General features: G+C 68.4%; 14 protein-coding genes and 1 riboswitch. Of the genes, 3 read left to right on the top strand and 11 right to left on the bottom strand.

Features of this window, described 5'->3' with window-relative positions; genetic code table 11:
• The first annotated feature begins 270 nt into the window (after positions 1-270).
• Positions 271-1,275: an adenosine deaminase gene (add, locus tag BZB76_RS25800; protein WP_121437448.1), complete on the top strand. Its 1,005-nt coding sequence runs from the start codon at positions 271-273 to the stop codon at positions 1,273-1,275.
• Here add and BZB76_RS25795 read toward each other — a convergent pair.
• The 6 genes from BZB76_RS25795 to BZB76_RS25770 all read right to left on the bottom strand — a co-directional run bounded on the left by BZB76_RS25795 (position 1,262) and on the right by BZB76_RS25770 (position 8,887).
• The gene (locus BZB76_RS25795; RefSeq protein WP_121437026.1) at positions 1,262-1,927 is read right to left on the bottom strand and encodes a nucleotidyltransferase domain-containing protein; all 666 of its coding nucleotides are present in this window, start codon (positions 1,925-1,927) and stop codon (positions 1,262-1,264) included. The genes add and BZB76_RS25795 overlap by 14 nt on opposite strands.
• 102 nt (positions 1,928-2,029) lie before the next feature.
• A complete protein-coding gene (locus tag BZB76_RS25790; protein WP_121437025.1) occupies positions 2,030-4,567 on the bottom strand; it encodes an ATP-dependent Clp protease ATP-binding subunit in 2,538 nt (845 codons plus the stop codon).
• A gap of 867 nt (positions 4,568-5,434) precedes the next feature.
• The gene (locus BZB76_RS25785; RefSeq protein WP_117404450.1) at positions 5,435-5,758 is read right to left on the bottom strand and encodes a histone-like nucleoid-structuring protein Lsr2; all 324 of its coding nucleotides are present in this window, start codon (positions 5,756-5,758) and stop codon (positions 5,435-5,437) included.
• 1,077 nt (positions 5,759-6,835) lie between these two features.
• Positions 6,836-7,558, bottom strand: a complete 723-nt coding sequence (locus BZB76_RS36080) for an RDD family protein (RefSeq protein ID WP_246007215.1) — start codon at positions 7,556-7,558, stop codon at positions 6,836-6,838.
• 4 nt (positions 7,559-7,562) lie between these two features.
• Entirely contained in the window at positions 7,563-8,360 is a 798-nt protein-coding gene (locus BZB76_RS25775) for an RDD family protein (RefSeq protein ID WP_121437024.1), read from the bottom strand.
• 5 nt (positions 8,361-8,365) lie between these two features.
• Positions 8,366-8,887, bottom strand: a complete 522-nt coding sequence (locus BZB76_RS25770; protein WP_420534821.1) for an amino-acid N-acetyltransferase — start codon at positions 8,885-8,887, stop codon at positions 8,366-8,368.
• 267 nt (positions 8,888-9,154) lie between these two features.
• Positions 9,155-9,360, top strand: a riboswitch (cyclic di-AMP (ydaO/yuaA leader).
• A 150-nt stretch (positions 9,361-9,510) separates the two neighbouring features.
• On the opposite strand from BZB76_RS25770, the gene BZB76_RS25765 reads away from it, so the two are divergent.
• Positions 9,511-10,437 (top strand): C40 family peptidase, encoded by a 927-nt coding sequence (locus tag BZB76_RS25765; protein ID WP_246007214.1) that lies wholly within the window; start codon positions 9,511-9,513, stop codon positions 10,435-10,437.
• Positions 10,438-10,891: 454 nt separating this feature from the next.
• Here the strand turns inward: BZB76_RS25765 and BZB76_RS25760 are convergent, their stop codons facing one another.
• A complete protein-coding gene (locus tag BZB76_RS25760; RefSeq protein WP_067902439.1) occupies positions 10,892-11,122 on the bottom strand; it encodes a transcriptional regulator in 231 nt (76 codons plus the stop codon).
• Between the two features lie 489 nt (positions 11,123-11,611).
• Between BZB76_RS25760 and BZB76_RS25755 the strand changes: the two genes are divergently transcribed.
• On the top strand, positions 11,612-12,634 hold the full coding sequence (locus BZB76_RS25755) for a LacI family DNA-binding transcriptional regulator (RefSeq protein WP_420534820.1): 1,023 nt from the start codon (positions 11,612-11,614) through the stop codon (positions 12,632-12,634).
• A gap of 9 nt (positions 12,635-12,643) precedes the next feature.
• Here the strand turns inward: BZB76_RS25755 and lysX are convergent, their stop codons facing one another.
• From lysX to BZB76_RS25735, 4 genes are read right to left on the bottom strand one after another with little or no spacing between them, the layout of a single operon-like run.
• The gene (lysX, locus tag BZB76_RS25750; protein ID WP_121437021.1) at positions 12,644-14,137 is read right to left on the bottom strand and encodes a bifunctional lysylphosphatidylglycerol synthetase/lysine--tRNA ligase LysX; all 1,494 of its coding nucleotides are present in this window, start codon (positions 14,135-14,137) and stop codon (positions 12,644-12,646) included.
• Between the two features lie 59 nt (positions 14,138-14,196).
• On the bottom strand, positions 14,197-14,979 hold the full coding sequence (locus BZB76_RS25745) for a type III pantothenate kinase (RefSeq protein WP_121437020.1): 783 nt from the start codon (positions 14,977-14,979) through the stop codon (positions 14,197-14,199).
• Positions 14,979-15,851: a carboxylating nicotinate-nucleotide diphosphorylase gene (gene nadC, locus BZB76_RS36545; RefSeq protein WP_121437019.1), complete on the bottom strand. Its 873-nt coding sequence runs from the start codon at positions 15,849-15,851 to the stop codon at positions 14,979-14,981. Before nadC ends, BZB76_RS25745 begins: the two co-directional genes overlap by 1 nt.
• Positions 15,848-17,512, bottom strand: a complete 1,665-nt coding sequence (locus BZB76_RS25735) for an L-aspartate oxidase (RefSeq protein ID WP_121437018.1) — start codon at positions 17,510-17,512, stop codon at positions 15,848-15,850. The genes nadC and BZB76_RS25735 overlap by 4 nt, the downstream gene beginning before the upstream one ends.
• Positions 17,513-17,562: the final 50 nt, after the last annotated feature.

Here is a 17,562-nt window from a genome sequence, read left to right as displayed (position 1 = left end):
GCGGCTCGCTACGTGACCTGTCCTGGTGCGAACGCGCATCGCTTCGCGATCCGCCCGGTTCTGCTCGCCTTCAGCATCGCTACACCGGGCGGGTAACGCGTTCACGTGCGGGCTGAGGCCACTTCGAAACGACGGCCGCGGCGCTTGCACCGACTGGTGTACACGTGGGAACGCGCTTGCGTCTGGATCACCGCCGGCCGCGCGTCAATCGGACTTTGGCAGCGCGAAAATGACTGGTCAGCAGTGTCCGGTGTTGCCTACGGTGCGAGCGTGCGCGATCTGCTGAGCCTGCCGAAAGCCCACCTGCACGTCCATCTGGAGAGCACCGTCCGGTGGGCCACGTTGCGGGAGATCGGCGCGGCCAACGGCGTGCGGGTGCCCGACGATGTGGGGACGTTCGGCAGTTTCGCCGCCTTCTTCGCGCAGAACGACCTTGTGCGCTCCTGCCTGCGCCGTCCCGCCGACTTCCGCAGGATCGCCTACGAGTTCTGCGCGGACGAGGCCGCGCAGGGCACCCGCTACGCCGAGGCGTCCTTCACCGCCGCCGCGCACGGCGAGCGGCTCGGCGACCTGGACATGCCGCTGGCGGCCGTCCTGGAGGGCCTGGAAGCCGGACGGGAGGCGTTCGGGATCGAGTGCCGCCTCATCCTCGATCACTCCCGCCGCCGATCCGTCGAACGCGCCTGGCGGACCCTCGATCTCGCCCGCCGCCACGACGGAGTCGTCGCCGTGGGGCTCGCCGGCGACGAGGCCCATCCCGGCGACCCGTTCAACGAGGTGTTCGTCGCCGCTCGCGACGCGGGCCTTCATGTCGTTCATCACGCGGGCGAGAGCGAAGGCCCGGCCAGCATCCGGCACGCGCTGGGCCCGGGTGGGGCCGAGCGTCTCGGCCACGGCATCCGGATCCTGGACGACCCGGACCTTGTCGCCGAGGTCCGCGCACGCGGCATACCGCTCGAAGTGTGCCCGTCGTCGAACGTCGCGCTGGGCTTCGCCGTCCTCGACGAACATCCCCTCCCCCGCCTTCGCGACGCTGGTCTGACCGTCACCCTCAACACCGACATTCCCGCGCTCATCGGCACGCCTCTCGCCACCGAGTACGCCCGCGTCCGCGACACCTTCGGCTACGGCGACCGGGACCTCGCCGACCTCGCCCGCGCCGGTGTGGACGCCTCCTTCGCCCCCGACGCCACCAAGGCCCGCCTCCACGCGGCGATCACGACCTGGCTAACAACCGCTCCCGCTGACCCCGCCGGGCCCTTCACGTCGGGCTGAGGGGTTGGACGGCCACTACGGGGCCGTTGCGGATCTCGCGGAGGAAGGGGTCGGTGTCGTCCCGCCACTGGGACGGGGTGCGGACGACGGGGTGCACGGGGAGCGCGAGTCGTGCGGCGGACTCCTGCGCGGCGTCGAACGCGGTGTCCGGCGGGAGGTGCCCGATGACCAGGACGTCGACATCGACCGGGTGCGGGCCGGACGGGTGCTCGTACCGGTCCGCCCAAGCGCCGAAGAGATAGATCCGCCGGACGGCGGGCAGCCGACCGAACTCCTCAGCCACCACCGCGGCCGGGCCGAAGGTCAACATCAGGAGATGGGCGAGCGGCTCGTACAGCGGGCTGTCGACGTTTCGTCTCACCAGGCGTCCGGCCAGGGTGCGGCGGAGGGCGAGGATGCCCGCCCGGGCCAACGGCTCCGCCTCGCGCATCACGGAGGCGAGGTCGGTGTGGAGCATCACGGCGAGGTCGAGCATCGACATCTCGCGTTCCGGGCCCAGCAGCAGCCGGGCGAGGAGTTCGCCCTGCAGGCGCGACCGGAAGATCGGTAGTTGGGCCGGTGCGGGGGCGTGGACGTCGCACGGGAACGCCCGCGCGACCCGCGTCCCATACGAGGGTCCTTCCCGTCGAGATCCCGCCGGATTCGATCGCATGTTCGAACACTACGGCCCGCGTCCGACATCACGGAGCGGAGGCGCCCGGGCGTGCGGAAGGCCCGCACCGGACGGATCCGGTGCGGGCCCTCTGGACGTTGGTCAGTCCTTGTTGAAGTTGACCGCGCCCTCGATGGGCGGCGGGCTGTCGGGGACGGTGGTGGGCTTCGGCACGCCCTTGAAGGTGAACTTGGCGTTCTCGGCCGAGTTCTCCTTGTCGTCCGGGTCGAAGCCCTCGGTGCCGACCAGCACGATCTGCCCGGCCTTCAGCTCGCTGTAGAGGATCTTCTCCGACAGCTGGTCCTCGATCTCCCGCTGGATCGTGCGCCGCAGCGGACGCGCGCCCAGCACCGGGTCGTAGCCGCGGATGGCCAGCAGGTCCTTGGCCTCCTGCTGCAGCTCGATCCCCATGTCGCGGTCCTTGAGCCGGTCATCGACCTTGGCGATCATCAGGTCCACGATCTGGATGATCTCGTTCGGGGTGAGCTGGTGGAACACCACCGTGTCGTCGACGCGGTTGAGGAACTCGGGCCGGAAGTGCTGCTTGAGCTCCTCCGAGACCTTCGCCTTCATCCGCTCGTACGAGCCCTGCTCGTCGTTCTGCCGCGCGAACCCCATGGACACGCCCTTGGAGATGTCCTTGGACCCGAGGTTCGTCGTCATGATGATGACGGTGTTCTTGAAGTCGACCACGCGGCCCTGGGCGTCGGTGAGACGACCGTCCTCCAGGATCTGCAACAGGCTGTTGAAGATGTCCTGGTGGGCCTTCTCGATCTCGTCGAACAGCACCACCGAGAACGGCTTGCGCCGGACCTTCTCGGTCAGCTGGCCGCCCTCCTCGTACCCGACGTATCCGGGCGGGGAGCCGAACAGCCGCGAGACGGTGTGCTTCTCCATGAACTCGGACATGTCCAGCTGGATCAGCGCGTCCTCGTCACCGAACAGGAACTCCGCCAGCGTCTTGGACAGCTCGGTCTTACCGACACCGGACGGGCCGGCGAAGATGAACGAGCCACCCGGACGCTTGGGGTCCTTCAGCCCGGCACGGGTCCGGCGGATCGACTGCGACAGCGCCTTGATCGCGTCTTCCTGACCGATCACCCGCTTGTGCAGCTCGTCCTCCATCCGCAGCAGCCGGGTCGACTCCTCCTCGGTCAGCTTGAACACCGGGATGCCGGTCGCGGTGGCCAGCACCTCGGCGATCAGCTCGTCGGTGACCTCGGCGACGACGTCCATGTCGCCGGCCTTCCACTCCTTCTCCCGCTGGGCCTTCTGGCCGAGGAGCTTCTTCTCGGAGTCGCGCAGCGCGGCGGCCTTCTCGAAGTCCTGGGCGTCGATCGCCGATTCCTTCTCCCGGCGCACGTCCGCGATCTTCTCGTCGTACTCGCGCAGGTCCGGCGGAGCGGTCATCCGCCGGATCCGCATCCGGGAGCCGGCCTCGTCGATCAGGTCGATGGCCTTGTCGGGCAGGAACCGGTCGGAGATGTACCGGTCGGCGAGCTGCGCCGCCGCGACCAACGCGCTGTCGGTGATCGACACACGGTGGTGCGCCTCGTACCGGTCCCGCAGACCCTTGAGGATCTCGATCGTGTGCGACAGCGACGGCTCGGCCACCTGGATCGGCTGGAACCGCCGCTCCAGGGCGGCGTCCTTCTCCAGGTACTTGCGGTACTCGTCCAGCGTCGTCGCGCCGATGGTCTGGAGTTCGCCGCGGGCGAGCATCGGCTTCAGGATGGACGCGGCGTCGATCGCGCCCTCGGCGGCGCCCGCGCCGACGAGCGTGTGCAGCTCGTCGATGAACAGGATGATGTCGCCGCGGGTGCGGATCTCCTTGAGGACCTTCTTCAGGCGCTCTTCGAAGTCGCCGCGGTAGCGGGAACCGGCGACCAGCGCGCCCAGGTCGAGGGTGTAGAGCTGCTTGTCCTTGAGGGTCTCGGGCACCTCGCCCTTGACGATCTTCTGGGCCAGGCCCTCCACCACGGCGGTCTTGCCCACGCCGGGCTCGCCGATCAGCACCGGGTTGTTCTTGGTCCGGCGCGACAGGACCTGCATGACCCGCTCGATCTCCTTGCCACGACCGATCACCGGGTCGAGCTTGCCCTCACGGGCGGCCTGGGTCAGGTTGCGGCCGAACTGGTCGAGGACGAGGGAGGTGGACGGTGCCGACTCCGAAGGACCGCCGGAGGCGGCGGGCTCCTTGCCCTGGTAGCCGTGCAGCAACTGGATGACCTGCTGGCGCACCCGGTTCAGGTCGGCGCCCAGTTTCACCAGAACCTGCGCGGCGACACCCTCACCCTCACGGATCAGACCCAGCAGGATGTGCTCGGTGCCGATGTAGTTGTGGCCGAGCTGCAACGCCTCACGCAACGACAGCTCAAGGACCTTCTTGGCGCGCGGAGTGAACGGAATGTGCCCCGACGGCGCCTGCTGCCCCTGGCCGATGATCTCCTCGACCTGCTGGCGCACCGCCTCGAGACTGATTCCCAGGCTCTCCAAAGCCTTGGCGGCGACACCCTCACCCTCATGGATCAGGCCCAGGAGGATGTGCTCGGTGCCGATGTAGTTGTGGTTGAGCATCCTGGCCTCCTCCTGGGCCAGGACGACAACGCGCCGCGCGCGGTCGGTGAACCTCTCGAACATCTCGTCGCTCCTCACAGAGCGGTTGGCCAGTGTCCGGAACGTCCGAACCTGTCCTTCCGCATGCTAGCCCGCCCCGAGGAGGCCACCCGGTGCACTCCCACCAGGAGACGTTCCCCAGCTAAGCGCTGTTCAGTCTCATCCAACTACCGCATCGGTGCGTCGTGTTCCCGCTACGCCCCAAGCGAACGGTGCCTTTCCGCAGGTGGATCAAGGCGTCGGGACCAGGGCGCCGAATGGGGGTGACGGTGCACGAGCACGGCCTCCGTACCTCTCGCGCGCGGGCGCGAACCGTCCGCGCGCTTCGCCATAAGCGAACGCATCCAGATGGCGCTCCCGAACGAACAGTCTTCGGAAGACGAGCGTCCGGGGCCCAGACGAGCCCCTGGGAGAACTTGGGCGGTGAAGGGTGCTGTGCGGGAAATTGACCACGCGAACCCCGCTGAGGACAGGATGAGTTCACGGGGACGAGGAACGCGCGAAGGCGGCGTGCGGCAGGCGAACCACGTCGCAAGCGAAACATGCCACGGGATGCGGACAAGGGGTCGTCCATGCCAACGGCCGGGCGCGTCGGCTAAGCGAACGGCAGTGGCGCCGAAGAGAACGGTGTTACGAGCGAAACGGGCGCAGCCAATGGGCCACAGAGGAACGCCGGACCTCAAGACCCATCGAGCGAAGGCTTAGGGAACAGCGGCGTTAGGAACACGGGTGCCGTGTGTTCGTCGGTGCCGTGTGAACGTCGCCAAGGGAACGCAACCGTGTCGTGAAGTCGCCGACCGAACAGGCGTGTGAAGTGAACTGAACAACGAACGGCACCGCACACGAACGGCCCGTCTCACGAACGGAGACGGGCCGCCGGACGTCGAGGGGTCAGTTGGCCGCCTCGTACTGTTCGATCACATGGGCCGGGATCCTGCCGCGCTCATTGACCTTGATGCCATTGTTCTTGGCCCAGGCGCGGATCTCGGCGCTGCGCTCGCGGCTGGACGCGCCGCGCTGCCTACGACGGCGGGTGCCCGTGCCCGCCTTGCGCGACTTGTCCACGAACGGCTTAAGAGAATCACGCAACTTCGTAGCGTTGGCGCCACTCAGGTCGATCTCGTAGGAGGCGCCGTCGATCGAGAACGCTACGGTCTCGTCCGCCTCGCCACCGTCGAGGTCGTCGACGAGAAGCACCTGAACCTTCTGTGCCATGGGGACAGACCCTTTCGGCTTGAGCAAACTGCATTCGGTTGACAAACATATACCGAGATGCGCGCCGATGACAATTCAACCGCCAGACTTGAACCCGTACTCGTGACCAAGTCACCTTCGTGGCGGTGACCGGGCGTAATCGTCTCGTTGTTTCCCGCTCGTCCGGTGGCGTGTACGGGCAAGCGGAGGCGACCCGTCAATTCCTTGTCCGCCGACGCGGCCGTGGTGTTTTCGGGCGTGACCGATGTCACGACGCGCCGCGCTGACCTGGGGCGGCGCCCGCGCATTGACCGGGGGTTTGTGGACGGTCGCTCCGGCTTTCGGGCAGGCGCCGTCCGGGGGTAAAAGGCCCTGCGCGACGACCTTAACAGGCCGGGCACAGCGGCACCGCCCCCATCGATTATCTCTGCCGTAACGGCACTAACCGCACCTGGACGGTAATGAGCCGGGCATCGACAGACCTCCACCCCGGCCACTGATCGACGTCCGCGCCGCGCGGTGTGGACGGATAACGGCCGGTCGGCCGGTACCGAAAACTGTTGCCATCACCTCGTGACGGGAAGTCACCATCCGCGGTCCTTACGTAGAAGCGGTCGGCACTCGTCCCTCTGGGAATCAGGAGATTGCGCCACAATCCCACCTTCGCTCCACTTCTTCAAGCCGCGTCCGGGACTGGCCACCGAACGCGTACAGGTACGACCAACGCCCGCCGCACACGCCGGGCGAAAGGTCCGTTCCATGGGAGGCGGCGTCACATCCGAAGTAAGTCCAGTGCGCTAAGTAGGACGAGGAGCGGACCGAAGGCAACGGTTCGGAAGCGCTTCGGAAGCGGGCTTCGAAGCGGCCACTCAAAGCGGAGGAAGCGTCCGGGACGGTGCACATCCCGCGTCGATTCAGGGCCGTAACCTGAACGAGCTGGCATTCGCCGCCGGCGCGCGGTGCGTCCGAAACAGAGCGGGCATCTCCACGAAAGCCGGGAGGGACCCGCGAGCCCAGTCCACATCCCTCAGAGATCACCGGACGGGCGGAGTCGGATCAGCCGCCGCCCGTCCGGGCGAAGACGCGCGAGAGACGATCTCAGAACGCCGATGAATCGGTGGGCGGGCGTTTTACGACCACCGTCCCGGTGAGCCTGTCGTGGCCGGCCTGACGAAGCGGGCCCTCGTACAGGGCTCCCGCGTTCACGACCCAGAAGATGCTCGCGAGTACCCCCGCAACGGGAATCGGGCGAGCCGCGATCGGCAGCGAATAGACCGCCGCACGGGCAACTGCGCGGACAACGCCCAAACGATGCGAAGCCCGAACCGAGTCCGTTTCGGCGTCCCGAGTGTCTTCTGGCCGAACGTCCGCCTCCGGGATCGCCTCAGCCGTCATCTCAGCGTCCATGACGCCACCGAACCCACCCGGCTCTCCAAGGGGCGTGGCGGGCTCGGAGGTCGCTGTGATCGCCTCTGAGTCCGTCTCGTCCCCTGACCCCCCTGAGGGGGGCGTCGGCCCGGCGGTTTCGCCACTACGCGCCTGCGCCTGAGCCTGCGCCGCGTCGGGCACAGGCAACACGTCGGGGACGGCGACGACCTCTATACCTGCGAAACGCTTGCCGAGCGTCCGTCCCCAGATGGCGAGCTGGACGGCCTCATAGAGGAACAGGCATCCGGCTAGAGCGGGCGGAGCGACGACGTCCACGGTGGGCCCGGAAACAAACTCGCGGACGACGATGATGACCGGCACACCGACGACGAGCGTGTCGACGATGCGCGCCAGGAGGCGCTGCCCCGGCTCGGCGAGCGGTGCCTCCGTCACGGGCCTATCCCGTGTACTCGTCGTCGTACTCGTCGTATCCGATCCGCTCGTCGACGACGAGCGTCCCGGCGAAGCGGTCGTGCAGAGCCTGGTGCAGCGGCTGGTCCCAGATCGCCCACAGGTAGGCCATCAGCGCGCCCGCCCAGACCAGCACCATCCCGTACGCGGCGTAGGCCCACACCATCACCGCGATGACGAGGAAGAAGAAGACACCGAGCTGGTAGGCCACATGGACGATTCCGGCACGCCAGATGGCCTGTGTGGTGGTCAGGGGCCCTCCGGCGGGGGCCTGGACGATGCCGAGCCCCATGACGCGCTTGCCGAGCGTCCGTCCGGACATGGACAACTGAACGGCCTCATAGAGGAACGGCAACACCGACAGAACACAGAAGAGCGTGAAAATGATGGGCCAGTTCCACACGCCGCCCTCGTCCTCGGTCTTGCTCCCCGGCTTGCCCAAACCGAAGGCGCCGATCGTGATCGGCAGGACGAGCGCGAACCCGAAGACCGCCACGAGCGCGTTGTCGATGAGGCGCGCACCCGCACGGCGGTGGATCGGTGCCAGCGGCTGGTCACCATCGTGGGAACCGCCGTACTGGTCATACGAGGCGTCATACGGCTCGTGGTGACCGGGCTGCTGTTGCCCCCACTGGTCCTGCCACTGTTGCTGCGGCTGTTGCGGGGGTGGGGGTTGCTGCTGGGGCTGCTGCCACTGGGGACCCTGATAGGGGGGTGGCGGGCCGTAGGACCCCTGCCCTTGCTGCGGCTGGTATCGCCGCCCGCGGTCGGGGTAATCGCTCATTTGGGTCAGTCCTCCAGGCGAAGCAACATCCGGGTGTTCCCCAACGTATTGGGCTTGACCCGATCGAGGTTCAAGAACTCCGCAACGCCCTCGTCGTAGGAACGGAGGAGTTCCTCGTACACCTCTGGCGCCACCGGAGTCCCCAGGATCTGCTGGAAGCCATGGCGCGCGAAGAACTCCACTTCGAAGGTAAGACAGAAAACCCTCCGCACGCCGAGTTCGCGGGCGGTCTGCAGGAGGCGGGCGACGATACGGTGCCCGATGCCGCGACCGCCGTACTCCTTGTCCACGGCGACCGAGCGGACCTCCGCGAGGTCCTCCCACATCACGTGCAGGGCCCCGCACCCCACGATTCGTCCCGGCGTACCGTGCTGGACGTCCTCGGCGACCCAGAACTCCTGGACGTCCTCGTACAGCTTCACCGTGGACTTCTTCAGCAGCCGTCGTCCCGACCCGGCGTACAGATCGACCAGCCGGCGGATCTGGGCAACGTCGGCGGTACGGGCTCGCCGGATCACGACCTCCACAAACAGGCGAGATTATCGAACGCCGCGCCTCCGCCGACCGCCGGTGGCCCCCGGGGACGCCGCCGACGACACCAGGTGATCGGGCAGGTACATCGAGATACGATCAAGCCTCGCCTCTCGTGACGGAGACCACACTTTCGGCCCCTTGCCGCGACCCGGTGCCGGTCGGCCGACAGGCCTCGCCACCAGCGAGTTTCCGGGTTCTGGTTGGCATTCGATGCCGGTTCCGTTAGTGTCCTGCGCTGACATACGGCCGACCGCAGGACGGAGGCCGAACCGCCGAGTCCCCGGGCCGCAACCAGCGCTCCGAGGAGCCGGGGACCCACTTCCGGAGCGTTCGGGGATCCTCCCGGGCTGACACCGTGAGGGGTGAATCCGCAGCCCGCGTGGAGAACGCTCCGCGTGCGCCCGCGGACGGGCTGCTCCAGCCCGAACCCGTCAGCTAACCCGGTAGGCGGACGAGGAGAGGAGAATTCGTGGAACCGTCGCGCCCTGGTTCCCTTTCGCGTTCTACTGCTCGTACGCGATCCGCCCGGACCGGCTCCCGTCGGCCGGGCTCCCGGCTCTCGGCGTCCGGATCCGGTCGGAGCCGAACGGCGCGGTTCGGTGGTCGGGCGATCACCGTGGCGGGCGCGCTGGTCGCCCTCTCGATCGCACCGCAGACGATCACCGTGGCCCATGCCGACCCCGAGCCGTCCACGCAGGAACTCCGGTCCAAGGCGCTCAAGCTCGCCGACCAGCTGGAGCAGCTCACCGAGCAGTACAACGGCCTGAAGGTCAAGCTCGAGCAGTCGCAGCGCGCCGCCAAGGTCGCCGCCGACAACGCCGCGCGGCAGGAGAAGACCCTCGAGACCCTGCGCGAGAAGGTCGGCTCCCTGGCCGCCACCAGCTACATGCAGGGCGGCTCCGACCCGACGGTCTCGTTCGTCGCCTCCCAGGACCCGCAGGCCGTCCTCGACCAGGCCTCCACGCTCCGCTACTTCGCCACGCGCGACAGCAGCAAGGTCCTCGAGCTGATGCAGGCCATGCAGGCCGCACAGCGCGCCCGCAAGTCCGCCGAGGCCCGCGCCCGGCAGGTGACCGAGCTGCGGACACAGCTCGAAGCGCAGCGCAAAAAGGTCACCGACGCCTACGAGAAGGTTCGCGGCCAGCTCGTCAAGCGGGACCCGACCCAGCTCGCCAAGCTTCCCGTCATCGGCACCGGCAAGGCCGCGCAGGCGCTCCGCCTCGCGATGACCAAGATCGGCTCCCCGTATGTGTGGGGCGCCGAAGGGCCGAGCTCCTTCGACTGCTCGGGTCTGACGATGTGGGCCTACAAGCAGGTCGGCATCAACCTGCCGCACTACACCGGCAGCCAGTGGAACGCGGGCACCCGCGTGTCGCGCAGCGAACTCCAGCCGGGCGACCTGGTGTTCTTCTACTCCGACCTGCACCACATGGGCATCTATGTCGGCGACGGCAAGATGCTGCACGCACCCCGCACCGGTGACGTCGTGAAGATCGCTCCCATGGGTGGACGTCCCTTCGCCGGAGGCGTTCGAGTCGCCTGACCGCCACGATCGACCGGAACGCGTCGTCCGACGGGAACGCGCCGCCCGACGGGAGACAACCGGCGGCGTCGCACTCGCGCGGGACGGCCTCGCACTCGCGCGGGACGGCCTCGCACTCGCGCGGGACGGCGTCGCACTCGCGCGGCACGGCATGGCGTTCGTGGGCGCGGCGAAGCGCCTCGGGCCTCCGCCGTCTGGGAGCGGGCCAGACGGGCGGCGGGGCGCTCGCCGGAGACGGAAGCGCCGAACGGACGTTGGCGAGCCCCGCAGGGCACGCTCGACTGAATCCGGGGCGTCTTCTGAACACCGTCCGCGGCGACGCCTTCAGCAGGGACCTACCTGCCGGGCTGTGGGCGCCGCCGCCGCGGGGGCGGACGGAAGTTCAGAAGATCTCGCCGCCTGGATTTCGGTGACGCTCGCCGTCCTCCCCGGACGAGCGTCGTGGGTCGTACTGCTAGATGAGCTGCCTTCGGGCCGCCCACACCACGGCCTCGATAGGGGTGTTGACCTCCAGCCGGTCGCAGATGGTCCGCAACCGGCGCCGCAAGGTCCGGGCGCTCAGTTCCAGCTTTCGTGCCGCCACATCGGCGGTGACACCGCTGGCGATCTGAGCGAGCAGGCGGATCTCCTCCTCGCTCAGCCCGAAATCGTCGGTGCCACGACGTGCGAGTGTGGCCTGTTCCACTCCGTCCTCCCTCGTCCGTGGTGATGACCGCGGGGATGCAGCCGTCCGCTGCACAGGCACGGGTTGGCCTCGATCTGTACGCGCGTTGGGTTGCCGGGTCCGGAGGTCCTCCGGACTTAGATCATCGGGGGTTTTTTCGGTCTCGCGCGCTTGGCCGGAGGTGGCCGTTGGGCCGATTGCGGGGGTGTAGGGGGGAACTCCGGGTCACGATTCACTCGTTGGCCAGCCGAGGGAGTCGGGATGAGATCGCCAGCCATCCGCCCCCGCCCTTCTCGTTGGACTCGCCAGATCTCGCCGTGGTCGAAGATCGTGAATCGTTTCAAGCTACGCTTCGGCTCGGAACGCTAGGCGGCCGGATCCGGCCCGTCAAGCGCTGGTTCAGTGCAATGCGTGCACGGATGGTAGCGGTACGTGACCGCCTATCCGCCAATGCACCCTGCAAAACGCCACTACCTGGGGAAACAGTCCCGGGACGGGACGAGGAGCGAGTTGCCACAGACCAGTATTCGTGAGGTCGCGAGGCGTGCTGGAGTCTCAGTTGGGACCGTTTCGAATGTCCTAAACCGGCCAGACCTCGTGGCCGAAGCTACCCGTAATCGCGTTCGTGCAGCTATCGAGGAACTCGGATTCGTCAGAAACGAGTCCGCCCGACGGCTCCGGAGACGTCCCGAACGCACCGCGGGCGAGTTCGGCGACGAGCCGCGCCGCGCGTTCGGCGTCGTCGTCGAGGACCTCACCAACCCGTACGCGACCGCCGTCGTCAGCGGCGCGGAGGCCGCGCTGAACGCCGCGGGCCATGACGCGCTCTGGCTCTCCAGTGACCACTCCACCGCAAAAGAACGGCGTTCGGTGGAACTGTTGGAAGAGCAGAACGCCGCCGGAGTTCTCATCATTCCGGTTGATTTCGGCTATCAGGACATTTCTCGGCTGCGTGCCGCGGGCATGAGCGTGGTGCTGATCGACCGGGACGTCTCCGACGCGTGCACCGCCCGGGTCGACCATGTCGCCGGAGGCGAGATCGCCGCCGCGCACCTGCTCGGCATCGGCCGGGAGCGGATCGCGTTCGTCACCGGGGCGCCCGAGCCTCAGCCGTGCGTCGAACGCCGCGACGGCGCCGCCCGCACTCTTGTCGAGGCGGGCTTCGCCAAGCCCGTGACGCTCGTTCAGGACGCGCTGAGCCCCACCGCGGGCCAGGCCGCGGCGCACGAGATCCTGGCGATGTCTCCGCCACCCGGCGGCGTGTTCTGCGCCAACGATCTGCTCGCCATCGGCCTGATCAACGAGCTGATCCGGCTCGGCGCCCGCGTCCCGGAGGACATCGCCGTGATCGGCTACGACGACATCGAACTCGCCGCGAGCGCCGCCGTGCCGCTCACCACGATCCGGCAGCCCCGCCGCGAGCTGGGCTGGGAGGCCGCCGAACTGGCGCTGGCCGAGGTCGGCGAGGGCAAGTCGCACCTGCACCGGCAGGTGGTCCTGCGCCCCGATCTGGTGATCCGCGAAAGCGCCTGACCAGGCCTCTCAGCGCTCGGGCTTGACCAGCGGGAACAGGATCGTCTCGCGGATGCCCTTACCGGTGAAGGCCATGATCATCCGGTCGATGCCGGCGCCCATGCCACCCGTGGGCGGCATCGCGTACTCCAGGGCGCGCAGGAAGTCCTCGTCCAGCTGCATGGCCTCCGGGTCGCCGCCCGCGGCGAGCAGCGACTGTTCGGTGAGGCGGCGGCGCTGCTCGATCGGATCGACGAGTTCGGAGTAGGCGGTGCCCAGCTCCGTCCCGAACCCGATGAGGTCCCACTTCTCCGTGAGGAGCGGCTCCTCACGGTGCTGGCGGGTCAGCGGGGACGTCTCGACCGGATAGTCCATGACGAACGTGGGCTGGACGAGGGTGTGCTCGACCAGTTCCTCGAACAGTTCCTGGACGAGTTTGCCCTGCCCCCACTTCGGATCCCACGACACGCCACGGGCGTCGGCGAGCTTACGGACGTCCTCGATCGGCGTGTGCGGAGTGATCTGCTCGCCCAACGCGTCCGACACCGACCCGTACAGCGTGACCCGCGGCCACTTCTCCCCGCCCAGGTCGACCTCGACGCCGTCATGGACCACCACGGTCGTGCCCAGAGCCGCGACGACCGCCTGCTGGTACATCCGCTGCGTCAGGTCGGCCATGTCGTTGTAGTCGAGGTACGTGCCGTAGGCCTCCAGCATCGTGAACTCGGGGTTGTGCGTGGAGTCCGCGCCCTCGTTCCGGAAGTTCCGGTTGATCTCGAAGACCTTCTCGATCCCGCCCACGACGAGCCGCTTCAGGTACAGCTCGATCGCGATGCGCAGGTAGAGGTCCATGTCGTAGGCGTTGATGTGCGTCTGGAACGGCCGTGCCGCCGCGCCGCCGTGGATCGGCTGCAACATCGGCGTCTCGACCTCGAGGTATCCCTGGTCGTGCCAGAAGTCCCGGACGGCGCGGACGGTGTCGCTCCGCAGCCGGGCCATCTTCCGGGCCTCGTCGTTCACGATCAGGTCGACATAGCGCTGTCGGACCCGCGCCTCCGGGTCGGTCAGCCCGGCGTGCTTCTCCGGCAGCGGGCGCAGGCACTTGGACGTGATCGCGAACCGGTCCGCCATGACCGACAGCTCACCGCGGCGGGACGTGATGACCTCGCCCTCGACCCCGACATGGTCGCCGAGGTCGACGTCCCGCTTCCAGGCGTCCAGCTGCTCCTGCCCGACCTTGGCGAGCGACAGCATGATCTGGAGCTCTCCGGTGCCGTCCTTGATCGTCGCGAAGCACAGCTTCCCGGTGTTGCGGACCAGCATGACGCGACCGGTGACGCCGACCTTCTCACCCGTCTCGGTGCCCGGTTCGAGGTCCGGGTGTTTCGCGCGGACGTCGGCGATCGTCGCCGTCCGCGGAAAGGTCACCGGGTAGGGGTCGATCCCGCTCGCACGGAGCCGGTCGAGCTTCTCCCGGCGCACGCGCATCTGCTCCGGGAGTTCGTCGAAGGTGTCGTCACTCACGCCCCAAAGGCTATCCAGCCCGCCGGACGCGTCGCGAACGCGTTCCTCCCGACGCCGCCCTACACGGTGTTGCGCTCGTAGATCAGGCGCAGGCCGATGAGGGTGAGCCACGGCTCGAACACGTCGATGCTGCGGGACTCCTCCAGGACGAGGGGCGCGAGGCCGCCGGTCGCGATGACCGTGACCTCGTCGGGGTCGCCGGCGAGTTCCTCCGACATCCGCTCGACGATGCCGTCCACCTGCCCGGCGAAACCGAAGATGATCCCGGACTGGAGCGCCTCGACGGTGTTCTTCCCGATCACGTTCCGCGGCCTGACCAGCTCGATCTTGTAGAGCTGCGCGCCACGTGTCGACAGCGCGTCGATGGACGTCTCGATGCCGGGCGCGATCGCACCGCCCACGTACTCGCCCTTGGCGGACACCGCGTCGAACGTGGTGGCGGTGCCGAAGTCGACCACGATCGCCGGACCGCCATGCGTATGTACGGCGGCGAGCGCGTTCACGATGCGGTCGGCGCCGACCTCTTTCGGATTGTCCATCCGGACGGGGACGCCGGTCTTCACACCGGGCTCCACGATCACCGCGGGCACGTCACCGTAGTAGCGGCGGCACATCTCCCGCATCTCGTGCAGGACGGACGGAACCGTGGAACACAAAGCGATACCGCTGATGTCGGTGTCGGCGAGCAGCGGGCTCTGCTGGACGAGCCCTTGGAGGACCACCGCGATCTCGTCGGCGGTACGCCGCGGATCGGTGTTGATCCTCCAATGTTCGATCACCTCGTCGCCCTCGAACAGGCCGAGGACGGTCTGGGTGTTACCGACGTCGATGGTGAGCAGCATCAGGTCCCCGCTGATCGGGTGAAGTCAAGGCCGATGTCGAACACGCGCGCCGAGTGCGTCAGCGCACCGACCGCAAGGTAGTCCACCCCGGTCACGGCGACGTCTCGGGCCCGGTCCAGGGTAAGCCCACCGCTGGCCTCAAGCTCCGCCCGCCCCGCCACGAGACGCACCGCCTCGGTCATTTCGGCGTCGGTCATGTTATCCAGAAGAATGCTCGTCGCGCCCACGGAAAGGGCTTCCTCGACCTGTCGGAGAGTGTCACATTCCACCTGAATGTGCAGGGACGGGTACACCGCGCGGATCGCCTCGTAGGCCTTGGTGACGCTTCCGGCCGCCGCGATGTGGTTGTCCTTGATGAGCGCGGCGTCGTACAGGCCCATGCGATGGTTGACGCCGCCGCCGCACTGCACGGCGTACTTCTGGAGGGCGCGCAGGCCGGGCAGGGTCTTGCGGGTGTCGCGGACCTTGGCCTTGGTTCCGGACATGGCGTCCATCCACGCCCGGGTGGCCGTCGCGATCCCGGACAGGTGCGTCAACAGGTTCAGGGCCGTCCTCTCGGCACGCAACACGGCACGGGTCTGCCCGCTCACCGACATCAGCACCTGCCCCGGAACAATTCGCTCGCCGTCCTCGACCCTGGCCTCATAGGCCACGTCCAGTTCCTCCAAGACGACCGAGGCCACAGGGATACCGGCGACCACTCCCTCCTCACGAGCGGTCAGATCCCCGGCGGCGGTGTCCTCCGGCGCGAAGATCGGCATGCTGGTGACGTCGACCTCCCCGTCCTCGGCCAGCGCCGTCCGGACGAGGTTTTCCACAGTTTGTGGATCGAGCCCGACGGCGGCCAACCGCTGCGACGATTCCGGTGTCATGAGCGCTTTCCTTCCAGAGGTTCGTAGGTGGTGGTCAGCTCGTTCCCCACCAGCCGGGTGACGAGATGGCCGCGCCACGCCTCGTCACACCGCTCGGGGAAGTCCTCCCGCCAGTGACTCCCCCGCGTCTCCTCCCGCCGCAACGCCGCCGCCACGATCGCCGACGCGACGGTGTGCACGTTGGTGACCTCCCAAGCCTCCACTCCGGGCTCCACCTCACCCCCGCCCATCTCCGCCAACTCCCGCGCCGCCGTCCGCAACCCCTCCGCCCTCCGCAACACCCCCACATAAGACGTCATAATCCGCTGAATCTCCCCCCGCACCCCGACCCCAAGCAACCGCCCACCACCGCGCTTGGCCGGCACTCCGGTGGAGAGGGGGCCGTTCGAGTGCTCTTCGCCAACGGATCCGCTTGCAGGGAGGTCGTGTTCGAGGGTGGCGGCTATGCGTTCGGCGAAGACGACGCCTTCGAGGAGGGAGTTGGACGCCAGGCGGTTGGCGCCGTGCACGCCGGTGCAGGCGACCTCGCCGCAGGCGTAGAGGCCGGGGACGGACGTCCGGCCGTGCAGGTCCGTGCGGACGCCTCCGCTGGCGTAGTGGGCGGCGGGGACGATCGGAATCGGCTCTGTGATCGGGTCGATGCCATGGTGGCGGCAGGCGGCGAGGATGGTCGGGAACCGGTTCTCCCACATCTCCGCGCCGAGGTGCCGCCCGTCCAGCAGCATGTGGGACGCGCCGGTCTCGCGCATCCGGTTCATGATGCCCTTGGCGACGACGTCGCGGGGGGCGAGTTCGGCGAGCTCATGGCGTCCGACCATGAACCTGTGGCCGGTGTGGTCGACCAGGTGCGCGCCCTCTCCCCGGACGGCCTCGGAGATCAGCGGCTGCTGGCCGCGCGCTCCGTCGCCGAGCCACAGCACGGTGGGGTGGAACTGGACGAACTCGAGGTCGGCGACCTCGGCTCCGGCGCGCAGCGCCAGGGCGACGCCGTCGCCCGTGGAGACCTCGGGGTTGGTGGTGGCCGAGAACACCTGGCCGAGGCCGCCCGCGGCGAGGACGACGGCACGGGCGCGGACGGCGCCGACGCCGCCGGGCTGCCCCTCGCCCATGACGTGCAGGGTGATTCCGGCGGCACGTCCGGCACCGTCCTTCAGCAGGTCGAGGACCAGGGCGTGCTCGATGACCTCGACGCCGGAGTCCTTGAGTGCGGCGACGAGGGCGCGGCTGATCTCCGCGCCGGTCGCGTCCCCGCCCGCGTGCGCGATGCGGCGCCTGCGGTGGCCGCCCTCGCGGGTCAGCGCGATGTCCCCATCGTTGGAACGATCGAAAGCGGTGCCGAGCTCGACGAGGCCGCGGATCGCGTCCGGTCCTTCGGTGACGAGGGTTCGGACGGCGTCCTCGTCGCACAGGCCGACACCGGCGGTGAGCGTGTCGGCCAGGTGCTCCTCAGGCGTGTCGTCCGGGGCGAGCGCCGCGGCGATTCCGCCCTGCGCCCAGCGGGTGGATCCGGCGTCCAGGAGGGCCTTGGTGACGAGCAGCACCCGTCCCCGCGGCAGGCAGCGCAACGCGGTGACGAGACCGGCGATCCCGGACCCGATGACGACGACATCGGTCTCGGTGGTCCAGCCGGGTTCGGGGGCGGCGAGCACGGAAGGGATCATGGGCCCTCCAGGGAGGATCGGTTCTCGTCATTATGACCCTAACCCCGAAC

It is taken from the genome of Actinomadura pelletieri DSM 43383 (assembly GCF_003634705.1).
GTDB classification, from domain to species: Bacteria; Actinomycetota; Actinomycetes; order Streptosporangiales; family Streptosporangiaceae; genus Spirillospora; species Spirillospora pelletieri.
This window is presented reverse-complemented; position numbering and strand designations above follow the sequence as displayed.

What these genes read in the sequence shown, in the direction of transcription:
- BZB76_RS25795 (WP_121437026.1), bottom strand. Translation starts at nt 1,927, where the DNA reads ATGCGATCGAATCCGGCGGGATCTCGACGGGAAGGACCCTCGTATGGG.
- BZB76_RS25745 (WP_121437020.1), bottom strand. Translation starts at nt 14,979, where the DNA reads ATGCTGCTCACCATCGACGTCGGTAACACCCAGACCGTCCTCGGCCTG.
- BZB76_RS25775 (WP_121437024.1), bottom strand. Translation starts at nt 8,360, where the DNA reads ATGAGCGATTACCCCGACCGCGGGCGGCGATACCAGCCGCAGCAAGGG.
- BZB76_RS25790 (WP_121437025.1), bottom strand. Translation starts at nt 4,567, where the DNA reads ATGTTCGAGAGGTTCACCGACCGCGCGCGGCGCGTTGTCGTCCTGGCC.
- BZB76_RS25785 (WP_117404450.1), bottom strand. Translation starts at nt 5,758, where the DNA reads ATGGCACAGAAGGTTCAGGTGCTTCTCGTCGACGACCTCGACGGTGGC.
- nadC (WP_121437019.1), bottom strand. Translation starts at nt 15,851, where the DNA reads ATGACACCGGAATCGTCGCAGCGGTTGGCCGCCGTCGGGCTCGATCCA.
- BZB76_RS25735 (WP_121437018.1), bottom strand. Translation starts at nt 17,512, where the DNA reads ATGATCCCTTCCGTGCTCGCCGCCCCCGAACCCGGCTGGACCACCGAG.